This is a genomic window from Phocaeicola acetigenes (genome assembly GCF_027529745.1).
In the GTDB taxonomy this organism is placed as follows: domain Bacteria; phylum Bacteroidota; class Bacteroidia; order Bacteroidales; family Bacteroidaceae; genus Phocaeicola; species Phocaeicola acetigenes.
Genome location: NZ_JAPZVM010000011.1, coordinates 37,665 through 56,169, shown reverse-complemented (window position 1 = coordinate 56,169; position 18,505 = coordinate 37,665). Strand labels below are relative to the sequence as shown.

General features: G+C 41.9%; 14 protein-coding genes. 2 read left to right on the top strand and 12 right to left on the bottom strand.

Annotation, left to right across the window (positions count from 1 at the left end; genetic code table 11):
• Positions 1 to 122: 122 nt before the first annotated feature.
• Positions 123 to 818: a 5'-methylthioadenosine/adenosylhomocysteine nucleosidase gene (locus O6P32_RS11620; protein WP_178267091.1), complete on the bottom strand. Its 696-nt coding sequence runs from the start codon at positions 816 to 818 to the stop codon at positions 123 to 125.
• A 96-nt stretch (positions 819 to 914) separates the two neighbouring features.
• On the opposite strand from O6P32_RS11620, the gene O6P32_RS11615 reads away from it, so the two are divergent.
• On the top strand, positions 915 to 3,419 hold the full coding sequence (locus tag O6P32_RS11615; RefSeq protein WP_269878664.1) for a YfhO family protein: 2,505 nt from the start codon (positions 915 to 917) through the stop codon (positions 3,417 to 3,419).
• A 120-nt stretch (positions 3,420 to 3,539) separates the two neighbouring features.
• Here the strand turns inward: O6P32_RS11615 and O6P32_RS11610 are convergent, their stop codons facing one another.
• Together O6P32_RS11610 and O6P32_RS11605 are read right to left on the bottom strand one after the other, a co-directional pair.
• On the bottom strand, positions 3,540 to 4,289 hold the full coding sequence (locus O6P32_RS11610; protein ID WP_269878662.1) for a glycosyltransferase family 2 protein: 750 nt from the start codon (positions 4,287 to 4,289) through the stop codon (positions 3,540 to 3,542).
• Positions 4,282 to 5,544, bottom strand: coding sequence for a glycosyltransferase family 4 protein (locus tag O6P32_RS11605; protein WP_178266978.1), 1,263 nt, complete (start codon positions 5,542 to 5,544; stop codon positions 4,282 to 4,284). The genes O6P32_RS11610 and O6P32_RS11605 overlap by 8 nt, the downstream gene beginning before the upstream one ends.
• Before the next feature lie 215 nt (positions 5,545 to 5,759).
• Here O6P32_RS11605 and O6P32_RS11600 point away from each other — a divergent pair, with 215 nt between their 5' ends.
• Positions 5,760 to 6,260, top strand: a complete 501-nt coding sequence (locus O6P32_RS11600) for a hypothetical protein (protein WP_178267012.1) — start codon at positions 5,760 to 5,762, stop codon at positions 6,258 to 6,260.
• Between the two features lie 54 nt (positions 6,261 to 6,314).
• Here O6P32_RS11600 and O6P32_RS11595 read toward each other — a convergent pair whose 3' ends face one another.
• The 9 genes from O6P32_RS11595 to O6P32_RS11555 all read right to left on the bottom strand — a co-directional run bounded on the left by O6P32_RS11595 (position 6,315) and on the right by O6P32_RS11555 (position 18,476).
• Positions 6,315 to 7,226: a glycosyltransferase gene (locus O6P32_RS11595; protein WP_178267013.1), complete on the bottom strand. Its 912-nt coding sequence runs from the start codon at positions 7,224 to 7,226 to the stop codon at positions 6,315 to 6,317.
• A gap of 10 nt (positions 7,227 to 7,236) precedes the next feature.
• Positions 7,237 to 8,253 carry a glycosyltransferase family protein gene (locus O6P32_RS11590; protein WP_269878659.1) on the bottom strand — a complete coding sequence of 339 codons (1,017 nt, stop codon included), beginning with the start codon at positions 8,251 to 8,253 and terminating at the stop codon, positions 7,237 to 7,239.
• Positions 8,250 to 9,272, bottom strand: coding sequence for a hypothetical protein (locus tag O6P32_RS11585; RefSeq protein WP_178267015.1), 1,023 nt, complete (start codon positions 9,270 to 9,272; stop codon positions 8,250 to 8,252). The genes O6P32_RS11590 and O6P32_RS11585 overlap by 4 nt, the downstream gene beginning before the upstream one ends.
• A gap of 10 nt (positions 9,273 to 9,282) precedes the next feature.
• Positions 9,283 to 10,209 (bottom strand): hypothetical protein, encoded by a 927-nt coding sequence (locus O6P32_RS11580; RefSeq protein ID WP_269878658.1) that lies wholly within the window; start codon positions 10,207 to 10,209, stop codon positions 9,283 to 9,285.
• The gene (locus tag O6P32_RS11575; RefSeq protein WP_269878656.1) at positions 10,206 to 11,660 is read right to left on the bottom strand and encodes a lipopolysaccharide biosynthesis protein; all 1,455 of its coding nucleotides are present in this window, start codon (positions 11,658 to 11,660) and stop codon (positions 10,206 to 10,208) included. Before O6P32_RS11575 ends, O6P32_RS11580 begins: the two co-directional genes overlap by 4 nt.
• Before the next feature lie 55 nt (positions 11,661 to 11,715).
• Positions 11,716 to 13,758 (bottom strand): methionine--tRNA ligase, encoded by a 2,043-nt coding sequence (metG, locus tag O6P32_RS11570; RefSeq protein ID WP_178267018.1) that lies wholly within the window; start codon positions 13,756 to 13,758, stop codon positions 11,716 to 11,718.
• A 318-nt stretch (positions 13,759 to 14,076) separates the two neighbouring features.
• Positions 14,077 to 15,615 (bottom strand): YifB family Mg chelatase-like AAA ATPase, encoded by a 1,539-nt coding sequence (locus O6P32_RS11565; RefSeq protein WP_269878654.1) that lies wholly within the window; start codon positions 15,613 to 15,615, stop codon positions 14,077 to 14,079.
• Between the two features lie 9 nt (positions 15,616 to 15,624).
• The gene (locus O6P32_RS11560; RefSeq protein ID WP_269878652.1) at positions 15,625 to 16,662 is read right to left on the bottom strand and encodes a thioredoxin-like domain-containing protein; all 1,038 of its coding nucleotides are present in this window, start codon (positions 16,660 to 16,662) and stop codon (positions 15,625 to 15,627) included.
• 137 nt (positions 16,663 to 16,799) lie between these two features.
• A complete protein-coding gene (locus tag O6P32_RS11555) occupies positions 16,800 to 18,476 on the bottom strand; it encodes a tetratricopeptide repeat protein (protein ID WP_269878650.1) in 1,677 nt (558 codons plus the stop codon).
• Positions 18,477 to 18,505 lie beyond the last annotated feature (29 nt).

Genomic DNA, 18,505 nt, shown 5'->3' with positions numbered 1-18,505 from the left:
TTTACTCATAACGTAGCTTGGTCTGCTAATTATTGAGTTTGTCTGCTTACCATTTATAGGCTTGCCAGTTCAACCCATACAAAATCTGCCCGTTCAGATATAAAAACTCACAAACTTAAAATCTAAATCTTATTAGGTAATGCTTTCAAGAATGTTTCTGTGACATGGAAAGAGCGGTCTGCCATTTCTCCCCAGAAATTCTGATACTGTTCGAAATGCTTGTCGGCTCCCGGTGTATCGCTGATGATACGGAAGCTGATGAATGGTACCTTATATAAATAGCAAACCTGTGCGATAGCTGCCGACTCCATGTCAACTGCCAGCCCTTCCGGGAAATTTCCCTTAATGGCTTCCAGTTCACTCTGGTCGGTAATGAATTTATCGCCACTGCAAATCAGACCTCCGTGAATCGCAGTTTCTGTATCGAGCGACAATGCACAATTGTATAGAGTTTCATTACCCTCGAAGAAAGTAGGCAAGCCTTGAATCTGTCCGTATGCATTGCCTTCTCCGCACCATACATCGTGGTATACAATCTGGCGGCTGGCTACTACATCCATCACTTTCAGGCAAGTATCAATACCTCCGGCTACACCGGTACTGATGATACAGTCGGGGTGAAAGTTGCGGATCAGCTCAACCGAGCCGGCTGCTGCGTTTACTTTCCCGATACCACATTGCATCAGGATAATAGTATTGTTTTTAATGGTTCCTTCCGTATAGGTAAAAGGACCTTCTGTACGTTCGGTTTTGTTTTCCAGTTGGTTGGCCAGTTGCTTCTGTTCTGAAGACATGGCAGTAATGATTCCTATTTTCATATTAAAATTCTATTTTCGGTGGTAAAGTTACTACTTTTCAAGGAGTATTATGTTATCTTTGCTCTCCGAAAACATTTATTAATAGACTATTTTGCTATGAATTTACTGAAGAAACTACTACCTGATATCGTGGCAGTTGTATTGTTTGCAGTTCTTTCGTTTGCCTACTTTTATCCGGCAGTTACCGAAGGACGTATTTTGGCGCAACACGATGCAGTAGCCGGTATTGGAGCCGGTCAGGAAGCGAAGGAATATTATGGTCGTACCGGAGAATCGACTCGCTGGACCAATTCTTTGTTTGGAGGAATGCCTACTTACCAGCTTGCTCCCAGTTATGAATCGAGCCGTATGCTGAACTATGTACAAAATGTGTACAGCCTTTTTCTTCCTACTTATGTGTGGTATGTATTTGTCATGCTGCTGGGATTTTATATCCTGTTGCGTGCATTTAATTTCAAGGTATGGATGTCGGCTTTGGGAGCTATTGTATGGGCATTCTCTTCTTATTTCTTTATCATTATAGCTGCCGGACACATCTGGAAGTTTGTGACATTGGCTTATATTCCGCCTACAATTGCCGGAATGGTGTTGGTGTATAGAGGGAAATATTTGTCGGGCAGTTTGCTTACGGCATTATTTGTAGCCTTGCAGATTGCGTCCAATCATGCTCAGATGAGTTACTACTTCTTGTTTGTCATGCTGTTTATGGCTGTGGCATATGGAGTGATTGCCTGGAAGGAAAAACAATTACCTCGTTTCCTTAAAGCATCGGGGGTATTGGTTGTGGCCGGATTGGTGGGTGTGTGTATCAATCTTTCCAATTTGTATCATACTTACCAGTACAGTAAAGAGAGTATGCGCGGAAAGAGTGAACTGGTAAAAGAAAATTCGGCTAATCAGACGGGTAGTGGTTTGGAACGTGACTATATTACTCAATGGAGTTATGGTATAGGGGAAACCTTCTCTCTGCTTGTTCCCAATGTAAAAGGTGGGGCTTCGGTGCCTTTGGCAGAGAATAAGACTGCTATGAAGAAAGCAGATCCTATGTATATGGGGCTGTATAGTCAGATTGGACAATATTGGGGTGAGCAGCCGGGAACATCAGGTCCGGTGTATGTGGGTGCTTTCATTGTCTTTCTGTTTATTTTAGGATGTTTTGTAGTGCAAGGACCGATGAAGTGGGCTTTGGTTGCCGGTACACTTTTCTCCATTTTGCTGTCATGGGGAAAGAATTTCATGGGGCTGACCGATTTCTTCATCGATTATATACCTATGTATAATAAATTCCGTGCCGTATCGTCTATTCTTGTCATAGCCGAGTTTACGATTCCCCTGCTGGCTATTATGGCATTGAAAGAAGTGATCGAACGCCCTTCCCTGATTAAGGAGAAAGCAAAAGCCTTTTATATCAGTTTGGGACTTACCGGAGGACTTGCCTTGCTGTTTGCAATTGCTCCACGATTCTTTTTCCCGTCTTATGTGTCGACTATGGAAATGGCTGCTTTGCAGAATGCTATTCCGGCGGACCAATTGGCTCCCATTCTGATGAATCTGGAAGAAATGCGTGTCGCTATCTTCACTGCCGATGCATGGCGCAGTTTCTTTATTGTAGTAATTGGAGTGGCTTTGCTATGGGCATATGCTGCCGGAAAGATGAAAGCCTCGTGGCTGATAGCGGCTCTGACGGTATTATGTCTGGCAGATATGTGGAACGTAAACAAACGCTATCTGTACGATGAGCAGTTTGTGGCCAAAGGAACAGAAATGCAGCCTTTCCTGAAACCGACTGAGACTGACGCAGAGATACTGAAGGATAAATCTTTGGATTATCGCGTGTTGAATCTGTCTTCCAATACGTTTAATGAAAACAATACTTCGTACTGGCATAAGAGCATCGGTGGTTATCATGCTGCCAAATTGCGTCGCTATCAGGAGATGATAGAGGAGCATATACAGGGTGAGATGACCGACTTATTTAAACAGATACCGGAAGCTCAGGCAGATATGGAGAAAGTGGACGGTTCTCATTTCCCTGTGCTGAATATGTTGAATACGCGCTATTTCATTTTCCCGCTACAAGGAGGAAAGACATTGCCAATTTATAATCCGTATGCATTGGGTAATGCGTGGTTTGTGGATGAAGTTCAGTATGCTAATAATGCGAATGAAGAGATAGAAGCAATCCATCATCTGAATCCGGCTACTACTGCTGTGGTAGATAAGAAGTTTGCAGAAGAAGTGAAAGCGGTAAAAGAGTCGGTATCAGACAGTACAAGAAGCATTGTGCTGAAAGAATATCAGCCTAATGCACTGACTTACGAAGTGAAATCGTCTAAAGGTGGAACGGTAGTATTCTCCGAAATCTATTATCCGGGATGGCAGTCGTTCATCGATGGAGAGGAAGTGGCACACGGCAGAGCTAATTATATTCTGCGTGCAATGAATGTACCGGCAGGAACACACACTATTACCTTTACTTTCGACCCGAAATCGCTGCATATTACAGAAACAATTGCATTTATAGCAATGGGGCTGTTAATTGCCGGGGCCTTGGTGATATTGTTGTTGTCTATACGCAGACAAAAGCAGACACAGGCATAATATATCGTGTAGAACGATAAAATAAGAATTCCTCATTATACATTGTCTTTTCAATGTATAATGAGGAATTTTTTATTGAGTGAGTGACAAAGCAAACCGTGTCATCTTCTGTTGTCTTTCTTATTTCCGGTAAAGCAGACGGAACACAAAGCCAATGTGGTGGAGTACGGTAGATACATATCCGTAGTGCTTGCACATGATGTGGAAACGTTCTTTGAGCGAGGCTTTATGATTGCGGGTTGTCATTCCTTCGTTGAGGTAATCAATCAAAGTAAGGTGGGTATTATGAAGATTGTGGCTTTTCTTCATGATACGGATACACCAGTCGAAATCGGCAGAGAAACGGTAATGTAAGTCATACGGTTCGACCAGTTCGCGTCGTGCAAAAAATGCCTGATGGCATACCAGCATTCCCTTTCGGAAACTTTTCCATGTCAGTTGTTCAGGGGCAGAAAGGCGTCGCATACGTACAAAATGTCCTTCTTCATCTACAAGCTGGGTCTCTCCATACAAGACATCCGGTAATACCTCTCCGGTAATGGAATGTACCATTAGTAACAGTGTATCGTCTTCGTGTAAGGCATCGCCGGCATTAAGAAAACAGATGTAATCGCCCGTAGCCACACGTATACCTTTATTCATGGCGTCGTATAACCCTTTGTCTGGTTCACTTATCACTGTGTGTATATGCGTTTTGTAGCGGTTGATGATATCCAGTGTCCCATCCTTTGACCCTCCGTCTATAATGATATATTCCACTCCCTTATAGGTCTGGGTGATGACACTTTGAATCGTATCCTCCAAAACTTGGGCTGCATTATAGGTCACAGTGATGATGGAGAACTTGGGATGTAAGTGGGTATTATGCATTGTTTCCTGTAATCTGGTTATAGATTTGAATATATTTCATTGCCACAGTATGTTCGGAATACGAATTCATTACTTTACGGCGTGCTTCTTCACTTAGGCTTTCATAATCTCCTTCTGTGAGTGACCAATGAATGCCATTGGCTAAATCTTCTGCCGATTTATATTGTGCGATATAGCCGTTGTGCAGATGGTCAATCATTTGGGGAATTCCTCCGGTATTAAAACCTACACAAGGTATTCCACAAGCCATAGCTTCCATGATTGTATTGGGAAGATTTTCATGCAGAGAAGGATTGACAAATAAATCGGCCGCATTGTAGATGTGGGCAATTTCTTTTTCGTCCTGAACGAAATCAAGACAATAGATTGGGAAAGGGAAAAGCTCTGCATATTGCTGTGATTCTTTTCCAACCACCACCACTCCTAACGAACGTGAAAACTCCGGATACTGTGTAGTTATCAGCTTACATGCGTCAACCAAGAAATCAATACCTTTGTTTTTATCGGTAATCTTCATGGAACTGAAGAGTAGTAGCTTTTTGTCTGCAGGCAGGTGAAGTTTTTCCCGAATCGCTTTTTTGTCCAGCGGACGGAACAAATTCGTATTAATTGGATTGGGGATGTTGGTTACAGTGTGTCCTTGTGTCAGGACACTTTTCTTAGCCAGTCCTTCCAACCATTGGCTACATGTTACAAAAGTAATGTTTCCGTTGCTGTATAGTTTTTGCTTCTGGCGGAATATCCGATAAGAAAGGTCGTGCTTATGGCCTTTGTACAGTAGTGGGCAACTATGGCATTGCTTGGTATATTTCTCGCATGTGCGGGCATGGTGACAGATTCCGGTGACAGGCCACATGTCGTGTAATGTCCATACGACAGGCTTGCCGGATTCTAAAATTTTGCGGATACTTTTCAGTGAAAGCATTCCTTGATTAATCCAATGTAAATGGATAACATCTGCTTGCTGGAATTCGGGTAAAGAAGTAATATCAGTACCTGTATTGGCTATATCAACGGCAAAGAGGTTGTGCTTGTGAAAATGGTTGGCTTTCCAAATGACAATACGTTCCCACACAAACTGTGCTACCTTACGCCATGATTTTTTCAGTGCAACAACGGTAACTTGGTCAGTTTGCTTGTCCCGTACCAGCATTTTAGCCTTGATTCCACTGTTTTTTAACGCTGTCATCAAACGGTTGGCGGCAATAGCTGCTCCTCCGGTTCTTTCCGATGTATTGATGATAAGTACCCTCATTCCATTTTATTTTTTGCAAAGGTAATTATTTTATGGCATATTGTAATTATGTGTGAAAAATTGTAGAGCATGAGAAGTTGCTATTATTAGACATAAGGTTTATGCCTGTTAAAGAAATGTAATATTGGAATTTAATATTAAACGAATTCTCAAAATCGCACTCTTATGTAGTAAAAGCAATAATGCTAATTGGTTATTAAATAAAATGTAGACGTATGAAAAAATTAAATGTATTTGTAACAATGTTGCTGCTGGTTGTAGGCGGCACTGTATTTGCTCAGGAAAAACAAGTGAAGAAATGCGCAAAATGTACTCCGGAACAACGCATGGAGATGAAGATAAAGCATTTGCAGCAGGCACTTTCTTTGGACGACAAGACTACTGCCAAGTTTGCTCCTCTTTATAAGGAATATATGCAAGAGTTAGGTTCATGTTGTGCAAAGCCGGAAGCGAAACAAAAGAAGGCAGACCGTACCGATGAACAGATTATTCAGGATATGAAAGATCGTTTTGCTGCTCAGCAGAAAATGCTTGATACGAAAACCAAGTATTTTGATAAGTTCCAGAAGATTCTGAATGCCCGTCAGTTGGAAAAACTGTTTGCTCCTCGTCAAGGGAAGATGGCAAAGCGTGCTTTTCATCAGCCAGGCCCGAAGAAACCTGGACAGAAGTGCGAAAGACCATGTGGAAAAGAATGCTGTCAGCTTCCTAAATAATGAATATCATTGTAAAATGTGTCAACAGGAAACATTTCGATGTTTCCTGTTTTTTTATGCTCCAAAATCTCCTTTTAATGTACGACGAATACGTCGGAACGCCTTTGCCCAAAAGTTATTGGTACGGTAATAATATTTCTGGAATTCTTTGCGGGCTTCCAGATTTTCTTCAATGGGACTGAGAAGAGATACCGGAAGTGGTTGCATCCATAGTGTAGAGTTATAAAGGCCACCACCTCCACAATTGGTGCCACTTCCATCGAATCCAGTATTTTGGACCAGTGATTTACCTACATTCAGTGAAAGAATATCGGCTAAGAACAGACTGGCATTCCAACGGATAGCCCATGAGTTGTTTTTACCTTCTGTTTGCCGGCGGAGCATACGTGTAAAGCCATATGTTCCATTGAAATCGAATGTACGTGTCAACTGTTTACGTTCCAGTTCTTGAAGTAAAGCAGTACCATCGGGATTGAAATGCTTCCATGCTCGTGCCCAGGTAGCCCATCCCCAACTTCCTGTCCATTTTATAAGGAAAGTATCGGGTAATGTAGGAGCATGTGTAAAATCACAAGCTTGTATATGTCCTACACGGGATTCGTCTTTGTAGATTTCCAGTGCATCGTTCATAAAACGGAGAAAATATGGGGCTACAATCAAGTCATCTTCCAGTACAATTACTCTTCCATAGGCATTGACCTGTGTAGTAACTCCGTCGATGATGTTTCGGGCGAGTCCCCAGTTTTCTGTACGTTCTATTAAATTGACTCGTTTGAATCCGGTAATAGTATGTATGTATTCTCTTACCTCTTGCACACTTTGTGCTGAGGCTATGTCTTTGCATTGGTCTGCATAGATAAACAACTCGCTCTCTGCTGCTTCCTGATTCTGTAGTAAAGAGGAAATCAGCCGGCGGGTATGTTCGGGGCGGTTGTATACGAAAAGTAGGATAGGGGCGTATGTCATAAAGTTATTCTTATTTACCGGTTGTTAATAACTCCATTAAAGTGTGAATAAAGTGTGTCCAATTATGCTGCTCTAGAAAGCTACGATAATCGGAAAGTGAGATTTCTTCATCTTTATTTTGGGCAACAATAGATTTGATGTCATGAAAACTATTGAAGGTGTAGACCTTTAGATGTGGTTCATGAGCATAGTCACGGAAGGAGCCTACATTAGGGCCGATTACTTTGGCTCCAAATGACAGTGAATCCATCAGCATACCTGAACTTAATACCGATTCTGGGGCATAAGGGCTTAAAACAAAACGGGACCGTGCAATATATTCTCCCAGCTCTTCGAATGATGGACTATGATTCACCAATGTTACACAAGCAGGAGCTATTTCCTTCAGCTCTTGAAAGATTTGGTTGGAAGCGCCACCTATGATGCAAACTTTCCATTCATTTACCTGTTCTTCTTGCAAGAAGCGTACAAAATCGAATATTCCTTTGTATTTACTAATCTGTCCCCAAATAAGTAAGTCGTAATCAATCTGCTGCTTGTATTCTATCGGCAAACGGTTTTTGGTGGGGTGATGTACAAAATGAACCTTGTGGGCTGCATAAGGATATTTTTTTTCTATTACTTCTACACCTTCAGTAGCGTGAGTAAGAATTAGTGTACTGAGTCGTGCTATAAGCATGCCGAGCATTTTTTTGAGTACTTCTCTTCCATCGGCATGAGGACGTTTGTTGTGAAATATCCATACTATTTTCTTTCTGCATATTACTAGCAGAGGGAGGAAGAAAAGAGCAGCAATACTTTGTAATATCCCATATTTGAAATCAGGAATACTCTCGAACCAGTTAAAGACAAATATATCTCCCCAATTTTTGGGGAATAATATACTGAGTAATGGGTTTTTGTGTGAAGGATTAACTACGCAAGCATCTTTTTCTTCGTTTAGTGCCCGAATAAAATCCTGTATATATGGATTGCTCTTTTGTTCTGGCTTTACAATAAGATTAGGAAATATGACAAATTTTTTCATGATTGATTAAAGAGTTGTCGTTTTTTCTGTATGAGGCTTAGGATGAAATCATTGATCTTTTTTGGGAAGCCTATGGTTGGAATTCCATTATATAGACTTGCTTTTTCCCAAAACTTCGATTCATCTTTTATTTTCTGTTCTTTGGAAAGGAGCTTATATAACCGGTATAGGCCTCGCTTCTTTTCGTAAGGTAAATGCCATACCGGATAGTTTTCGTCACCAGGTGCTACATTATTAAACTGAGGGGAAGTCCACATTCGTTTTACGTATTGGTTTGCTGTCGTATTGCGCAGTTGCAGATGTGCCGCAAGGATACTCAGTACATGTGCCTCTTCGTTTAACTTATAGGTATGTTCTTTGCCATATTCCAGATTGAATTGCCACAACGAAGGATAAGCTTCATTGATACGGTTTACAGTATCTCCGCGAAGTGTGATGAATTCTCCTCCGTAATATGTCAGTGGCTGTTTAATATCTTCTTTATAGCATGCTCTGTAGAAAGCTTCCATCTGTGGAAGTGTAATACCGTTGATAGAATATTGACGGTCTGTGATAAACTCATACAATGCGCTTCCGTCTTCGCGTGTGCGATTGAACAAACCATTGAGTGAAGTACGGCAGAGGCAGTCGGCGTCGCTGATGAGCAAGGTATCCTGTTCTGTCATCCGTTTCCCCATTTCCTTAAGAATATCGTACAGATAAAATTGATTCTGCCAGGCTGCGTACCAGTGTTTTGGGGGACGGCAAGTATAAGGTAATGTAATAACCTCTACATGCAGGCGTAGAAACAGGTCAGTAAGGAAATTGGGTAAATCTGCTTTTCTTAAATTGGTAAAGAAAAGCAGGTGGGCCTGTGGGTTATAATAGCGGAAGGTTGTAAAAAAAGGTACTTGTATCTGCATATACACAGAGTGTACCAAGGCCGAGCAACCTTTCTGTCCTAATTGAGGATAGAAACTGGCGTCATCTTTTGATTCTTTGTAGAACCAGGTGGCTATATAGTTGATTGGTTGTTTCATTTTATTTTGTTTAATGCAAGAACTGGTCGATCCATTGGTTGATATCGTACTGTCTTCTGATAGATTCAGGGATTTCTGCCATGGGTCTTGCCATGAATTCCTTGATTTGTCGTATATTTGGAGTTTCCTGCAAGATAAGAATATTTGCTGGATTATAGAAATTATACTCCTTTATATGCGGGTTGTTAGTAATTAATTTCTTTTGATAGAATAGTGCTTCCAGAGGACGACGTGTCAGTCCGGTCTGGTTTTGCTGACAGATATCCACTACACAACGTGAGGCACTGAGTTGTCTGAGATATTCCGGATAGGTGATTTTCTCTGCAGGCAGTTTGGGAATGATAAAATTGCATTTCAATCCTCCTGCTTCCATTGTTTGGCGCAGCAGCAGCAAGTCTTCTTCCCTGTCTTTGGGAAGTCCACAAAAGAAACAGTCGGATGATGGTGCAGGTGGCGTGTTGTCGTCGTGAGGATAGCAAAAATACTGTCCGGCTGAATCCAGATGATACTTACTGGCATCGTGTGGATCAAAAGAACTTAGTCGGAATCCTAACTGGTGAATCTGCTTCAATTGTTTTTCCGGTTGTCGGAAAATAGTATGAATAGGATTGCAATAATAAATATAGCAGACCGTCTGCTTCGGGAGCAATGTCTTGATGGCACGAAGTGCCCGCACGTTGCAGCACTCGTATAGCAAGATACGGTCATAGGCATCTGCCTGGAGAAGATGATTCAGCTCCTGAGCAGAAAACCAGAGATACAAAACCTGTTTGGGGAGTGGAATACGTCCTACCACTAGATAGCGGGTAATCTGTTTCCATTTGCTTTTCGGGAAATTGAGAAAACTGGATACATACTCTATCCGTTGTTGCAATTCAGGGTGCAGTCCGTCGAAGATATAGCGGGGAGCCCCCATCACATATAGTTTTCCACTCATGATAATTTCTTTTTAAATAGATAATCTGTACACTCTTTCAGTATTTCGGTACGGGTGAGCTGCATGAGGCCGATATAGCAAGGTACTGCTACTGCCACTTTAACGGCAAAGGTAAGCAAGAAGTGTCCTTCGATGAGGCTGGAAGCCAGCCATCCGGCTAGACAAGATACTCCAGCGGCAAGCATGAAAGGTAACAAGTCGCTTATCAGCAATCGTACTGGAAGATGGATAAATCGGCGGGCATAGTGCTGCCATACAAAAAGCCATGCAATATTGATACATACATAAATTTCCACCATGGTTTGGATACTACCGTCGAAAGCAATGAGGGTCAGTACCGTAATCAACTGAATCAATACCTGTGTAATGATGTTCCACATGTAGATTTCTGATTTTCCCTGACTGATAATCAGATTGGAGAACAGCGTGGTAATGGGAATAAAGGCACCTCCTATACATAGAATCTGCATCAAGGGTACACTACCCAGCCATTTGGCTCCTACCGTAGTGAGAATCAGTTCTTGAGTGACGATGGAAAGGCCAAACATGGCAGGAAACGCGATAAAGGCTGTGAAGCGGAGAATCTTACGGAAGATACGCAACTGACGCTCGTGGTCGTCGCGGGTTGTGACAAAGACTGGTTGGGCTACACTGTTCAGCATACCAGTGATAAACTGATGTCCGGTGGTATTCCATTTATTGGCCTGATTGTAGTTACCTACCATCTGTGCATTGAAGAATTTTCCGAGAATTACAGACAGAATATTGTTGTTCAGCTGGTTGGCTATGTTTGTTACCAACAGTTTGCTACTGAAGGCAAACAGTGGTTTAATAGGAGTAAGATCGATTTGCAGAGTCGGCCTCCAGGGAGAGAAGTACCAGGAGCAGAGAGTTACTACTAGAATGTAAGTCAGACTTTGCGTAGCAATTCCCCAGTAAGAGAAGCCATTGAAAGCCAAAGTTATTCCGATACATCCGGATACGATATGAGCAATGATACCGCTTAAAGCCTGTTGGCGTACCTTTAAGTTACGGAAGAGGTAAGCTCCCTGTACCGTTCCTAGACTGGCAATTGGAATAGAGAGAAAGCAGTAGCGTGCAAGCGGAAGAAGTTCGGGTTCGTGGTAGAAGTGGGCAATGAAAGGCGCACAGCAGAACAGAAGCAGGTACACCGCGCAGCCGATGAAGGTGCTGCACCAGAATACAGCATTATAATCTCGGTGATGAATCTCCTTCAGGTTGACCAGTGCAGCCCGGAACCCACTTTCCTGCAAGGCATTTCCGATTAAGGTGAAGATGGTGAGCATCCCTACCATTCCATATTCTCCCGGCGAAAGGATACGTCCCAAAATGATGCCGAATACCAGTACCAACACTTGTTGGACGCTGTTGTTGATTGCTCCCCAAAATAATCCTTTTGCTGTTTTTTCTTTGAGTGAATGCTCTGCCATATGGTTGGAGTAAGAGAGCCGATAAGCATCGATGAAATGCTTATCGGCCTGATAATTATTTCACTTCACTTCCCGGTTTTACTTCTTTCAATACTGAAGTAACGGCAAGTGAACCGTCGAAGTTTTCTGCGCTGAGAATCATGCCTTCGCTAACCAGTCCGTTTTTGAACTGACGTGGAGCAAGATTGGCAATAAACAGTACTTGTTTGCCTACTAATTCTTCCGGAGTATAATGCTGGGCAATACCGCTTACAATAGTGCGGTTCTCTAGTCCGTCTGCAATTTTGAATTTCAGCAGCTTTTTCATCTTAGGTACTACTTCACATTCTAATACAGTACCTACACGGATGTCCAGCTTTTCGAAGTCTTCGAAAGCAATAACCGGCTTGATAGGATTAGCTTTGTAGTTGGCTGCTTCGTTTGCTTTCTTTGTTTCGAGCAACTTCTGTACCTGTGCATCGATGACAGCATCTTCAATCTTTTCGAACAGTAATTCAGCTTTGTTCAGCGGATGACCAGCTTCTAACAGATCAGTACGTCCTAACTGTTCCCATTCGAATGATTCCATATTCAGCATCTTACGAAGTTTTTCACTACTGAACGGTAAGAACGGTTCGAAAGCAATAGCCAGATTTGCTACCAGCTGCAAAGAAATGTTCAAAATAGTTGCCACACGGTTCATATCTGTTTTAGCCAATTTCCAAGGTTCAGTATCGGCTAAGTATTTGTTTCCGATACGTGCCAGGTTCATGGCTTCTTTCTGTGCATCGCGGAATTTGAATACATTGAGCAGTTTTTCTACCTCGGCTTTTACATCGGCAAATTCTTTCAGTGTATTTTGATCATATTCATTCAGCTCTCCACAAGCTGGAACTTTTCCTTCGAAGTATTTATGAGTAAGTACCAAAGCGCGGTTGACAAAGTTTCCGTACACAGCTACCAGTTCGTTATTGTTGCGTGCCTGGAAATCTTTCCATGTAAAGTCATTGTCTTTGGTTTCCGGGGCATTGGCTGTTAATACGTAGCGCAGTACATCCTGTTTGCCTGGGAAGTCACGTAAGTATTCATGCAACCATACAGCCCAGTTACGTGAAGTAGAGATTTTATCGCCTTCCAGATTCAGGAATTCGTTGCTTGGAACGTTGTCAGGTAAAATGTAGCTGCCTTCTGCTTTCAGCATAGCTGGGAATACGATGCAGTGGAATACGATGTTGTCTTTCCCGATAAAGTGAATCAAACGGGTTTCAGGATCTTTCCACCATTTTTCCCATGAATCGGGAAGTAGCTCTTTGGTATTGGAGATGTAGCCGATAGGAGCATCAAACCATACATACAGTACTTTTCCTTCTGCTCCTTCTACAGGTACAGGGATACCCCAATCGAGGTCACGGCTTACGGCACGGGGTTGCAAACCCATATCCAGCCAGCTTTTGCACTGTCCGTATACGTTAGGACGCCATTCTTTGTGGTCTTCCAGAATCCATTGGCGTAACCAACTTTCGTGTTTGTCGAGTGGCAGATACCAATGTTTGGTTTCTTTCATAACTGGCTTGCTTCCACTGATGGCACTCTTTGGATTAATAAGTTCTGTAGGTGACAAGGTGCTTCCACACTTTTCACATTGGTCGCCGTAGGCTCCTTCTGCGTGGCAACGTGGACATTCACCTGTAATATAACGGTCGGCAAGGAAGGTTTTTGCTTCCTCATCGTAATATTGCTCGGATGTTTTTTCTATGAATTCACCTTTATCGTACAGCTTGCGGAAAAAAGCAGAGGCTGTTTCGTGATGAATCTGAGAGGAAGTACGTCCATATACATCGAACGAAATACCAAACTCTTTAAATGAGTCTTTGATTAGAGTATGATAACGGTCTACTACATCTTGCGGAGTAATACCTTCTTTTTTGGCACGGATAGTGATGGGTACTCCGTGTTCGTCTGAACCTCCAATGAAGAGGACTTCTTCTTTTTTCAGACGCAGATAGCGTACGTAGATGTCTGCTGGTACGTACACTCCGGCTAAGTGACCGATATGTACTGGACCATTGGCATAAGGCAATGCCGAGGTAACGGTTGTTCGTTTGAATTTCTTTTCCATATACGTATATTGTAATTGTTTATTTTCAGTATCTTACAGTGATTAAGGATGATAAAAATCGGATGTGGAATCAACAGGGAAATAGGAGTTGTTGTTCTACTATATGGCTGTATCCAATCTTGCATCACGCAAAGATAGTGATTTTTACGCTTATCTTATGTTTTTTTCGGATTTACTCCATGCAATATTCTATTGTTGTAGACTATAGAGTTTGAATGCTTTTATGTTGCTGTATAGTGACAGCTCATTGTGAATGCAATAATTCTTCTAGCTTTGTTCGGTAGCATGAATATGGTATAAGTCAAAGGACTAAAACTGCTATCCTGCCCAGTTTTCTCGATCCAGATTTCGGTAGCTGATGGCTTCTGCCAGATGATGAGGCTGAATGACTTCGCTACCTTCTAGGTCGGCTACTGTACGTGCCACTTTTAGAATTCTATCATAGGCACGGGCAGACAGATTCAATCGGCTCATGGCATCGCGCAATAAGGTGAGTCCTTTAGCATCGGGCTGTGCATAGCGTGAGAGCTGGGAAGAAGTCATTTGTGCATTGCAATGGGTGTTTGGAGTGTCAGCAAATCGGGCAGATTGGATTTGTCGAGCCCGTATCACACGTTCGCGTATCACTGCACTGGATTCTCCGGGGCGAGCTTCTGCCAGTTTTTCAAAAGGAACTGGTACGATTTCCACTTGAATGTCAATGCGGTCGAGTAGGGGGCCTGATATGCGGTTCAAGTATTTCTGAACTTGTCCAGGTGAACATACACAATGGCGTGTGGGGTGATTATAGTATCCACAGGGACACGGGTTCATAGAAGCAATCAGAGTGAAGCTGGCCGGAAATTCCAGTGTATATTTGGCGCGGGAGATTGTGATGCATCGGTCTTCAAGTGGTTGCCGTAGAATCTCGAGTACACTCCGACTGTATTCTGGCAGTTCGTCAAGAAAGAGTACACCGTTGTGTGCCAAGCTAATTTCGCCAGGTTGGGGAGTGGCTCCTCCTCCTACCATTGCTACTTGTGATACAGTATTATGTGGGCTTCGGAAAGGACGAATGGCTATAAGCGAAGAGTCTTTATTCAGTTTGCCTGCAACAGAGTGAATTTTGGTAGTTTCCAGACTTTCTGCTAGTGATAAAGGAGGAAGAATACTAGGTAGCCGTTTGGCCATCATCGATTTTCCACTACCTGGAGCGCCAATCATCAGTAGATTGTGGCCGCCAGCAGCTGCTACTTCAAGGGCGCGTTTTACATTTTCCTGCCCTTTTACATCAGCGAAATCAAAAGGAAATTCGGTTTGATTGCGGTAGAACTCTTCTCGGGTATTGACAATGGTAGGTTTCAGTGTCTGTGTACCATTGAAAAAGTTAATTACTTCTGTGATGTTATGGACTCCGTATACGTTCAAATTATTCACTACAGCGGCTTCGCGTGCATTTTGATGGGGAAGAATAAATCCTTCGAAGCCCTGTTCGCGCGCTGCAATAGCTATGGGAAGAGCTCCTTTTATAGGTTGCAGGCTACCATCCAGACTAAGTTCTCCAATAATGAGGTAACGCTGAAGTTTATCGGTTTGGATGGTACCGGTAGAAGCCAATATACCGATGGCAAGAGGAAGGTCATAAGATGAACCTTCCTTTCGTATATCGGCAGGGGCCATATTAACTACAATTTGACATGAGGGGAATTTGTAGCCGTTTACTTGTAAAGCAGAAACGATACGTTCGTGACTTTCTTTCACAGCGGAATCGGGTAGTCCGACTAGGAAAAAACGGATTCCTCTCGAACTATTGACCTCTATGGTCACGATGGTGGCGTTGATTCCTTGTACGGCAGCACCGAACAGTTTGGTTAACATGAGGTAATATTAGTTGTTTTTCTTTTCTTTGTCTTCTTTAATAAGTTGAAGAACTTTTTGGTGTAGTTCTTCTCCGTAGAGATTGGTCCCCATTACTTTGCGGCTCTGGTCGACCAAAATATTAGCAGGCAGTTGGTAAATTTTATTTTGTTTTACTACTTGTGTGTTCCATCCTTTATAATCGCATACTTCAATCCATTGTTTAGAATCTTCTTTACATGCCTTGAGCCATGCGTTTTTGTCATAGTCTAAAGAGATATTCAATACACGATAATTTTCATTTTTCAAGTTGGTTGGAATTTTAAATAAAGAATCACGTATCGCCATGCTACCAGAATGCCAACTTGCCCAAAAATTGATAAGCGTAAAAATATTACCATTGCCACTTGTCCATGTAATGTATTTATTTTTACGGTCTTTATAGGAAAAGTAGTTTAAGTAGTTGGACGAAGATGATTTATTTTTGTTGTTTGGGAGAATATGGAATATACTGTTGATAATTCGGCTGTCCTTTACTGAACCATGTAAAGGCTCGGCTAAAGCAGCAATTTGTTCTAAATTGGGGTTGGGCGTTTGCACGAAATACTGGTTGAGAATATAGGCCGAAGCAAACGAGTTTAGGTGTGTACGAATAAATTCTTCTGCCATTTTTATTTGTCCAATGCTGTCTCCATTCAGTTTTTGGATGTTGGCTAGAAATTCTCCGTACGCTTTATTATCACCATTCCCTTGAATAATAGGATGTGAGAAACTGCCCTTTAGTTGTACACGGATGGATTTATCTGCGAAAAAAGGAATTACCTCTCCTTGGGAAGAGACCAAACGGAATAAGGTTGTGGTGTCGGGAGTGAATGTATAAGTAAATTTCCCGTTTTCGGGAAAGATTGTATCGGTTTTGGATACAGGATCATCGTAAACTACTACAATTTGCTCTTCTTTTAGATCTTCCAGTTCGCCATAAAGCTCAAAATTTGACGCTTTCTTGCATGATGTCATGCACAATAGTGCAAGTAATAAGATCAATTGTGGAGGAGTATGAATTTTCATATTTCTTGTTCTTTCTTGCGAAAATACATAAATAACAGATATCAAGCATGATAAATTGCTCTTATTTTTGAAGAATATAATAAAAAAGCCGGAATACAGAAGTATTCCGGCTTTCCGTGTTATGAGAGAATCAATGATTATTTGATTTCGTTTGCATATTTAGCAAATTCACGGTCATCAGCAGCTTTTGCAGCCAAAGCAGCATCTTTCTGAGCTACTTTTTCCATGCTTGATTTAACCAAGTCAGCATTGTTTGTTCTTGCACCAACAACAGCCATCAAGTAGTCTGTGTAAGCATCAGCGTTTTTCACTGCGTTCAAAGTATTCTTAGCTTTGTTGTAATCTTTAGCTAAGATCTGAGCCAAAGCAGCTGAGTTAGTCTTAGTGTCACCGAATGCAGCTACAGCTTTGTCATACTGACCTTGTTTGATGTACAAGTTACCCAAAGCTTCGTTTGCAGTATTTGCACCAGTTGATTTGCTCAAGTAAGTTTCAGCGTTAGCAACATTACCTTTTACTAATTCGCACAAACCAAGGTTAGTGTTTACTTCAGGAGCATTAGCGTTTTTGCTAGCAGCCTGTTTGAAGTAGTTTTCAGCAGCTGCTTTATTGTTTGCAGCGTAAGCCATCATACCCAAGTTGTTGTATGCACGATAATCGCTAGGATACAATTCTGTAGTTTTCTTGTAAATAGCTTCCTGACGAGCTTTGTCCTGAGTCAAAGTTGCAGCGTACAACAATTCGTCTACGCTTAATACTTTAGCATCAGTATCAAATGCTTCGTTGATTTCTTCATCGCTACGTCCAATAACGTCGTAGTTAGCTGTCAAACGAGCACGACGCAATTGAGGCAGAATTTCGTCAGCCAAAGTTTTGTAAACAGAAGAGATGTTTTTGATTTCTGTTTCACGTTGTTCAGGATCCTGATACATAGAAAGAACACGCAAGATCAGGTCTTTGTCCTGAATGCTTGATTTAGAAACCAACTCCTGGAAACCTTCCCAGTCCTGAGCAGTGTAAGTAGCTTCTACAGTAGTTTCAATCTTACCTTTCTTCAACTGCTGTTTCATGTATTTTTCAGTGTTGTTCTGACGGTCTTCAGCCAAACCTGTATTCAGTTTCACACCACCATCAGGAGAAGCGTAAGCAGAGATTGTGATATCATTCAGTTTGTAGTTCTTAGTGTCACCAGCTACAGTTACTACCTGTTTGTGGAAGTCTTTCAAACCTTCAGATTTCAATTCGCTTGCACGCAAGTTAGCCTGCTGGATCAAGAACATGATCTGTGCTTCTTTAGCCTGTTTGATGATACGCTGGAATGCGTCTGGAGCCAAAGCAGCGTTAGCAGAACCTACTGTAGGCAATTCAGATGTAGCAATTACACCATCTGCAATTTTTACAGAAGGAATAGTGTATTCTTTCTTTCCCTGTTTGATCTTGAAATCCAAGAACAATTCAGATTTCGCCATTTCTGGAACATAGTCGAAAGAAGCTTTCATTGTGTAAGTACCACCAGCTTTGTAAGCAATAGTTTGGTCATTACCTTGAACTTTTTCTCCCTGGAATACAGCAGCCTGTCCTTTTGCTTCGCCACCATTCCATCTCAAAACTGGAGTAACTTCAACAGTAGCGTTTTTCTTGAAGTACTTTTCAGGGAATTTACCTGTAATAGTAACAGGAACTTTACCACCCACAGCTTCCAGAACTTCTGGGTTAGTAGTGAAGTAGTCAGCAGACAATTCGCCCATCTTACCACATGAAGAAAGGGCAAAGACTAACAATGCCACTAAAGGCAAATACAACTTCTTAATCATGATTTTTTAATATTAGGTTTATAAATATT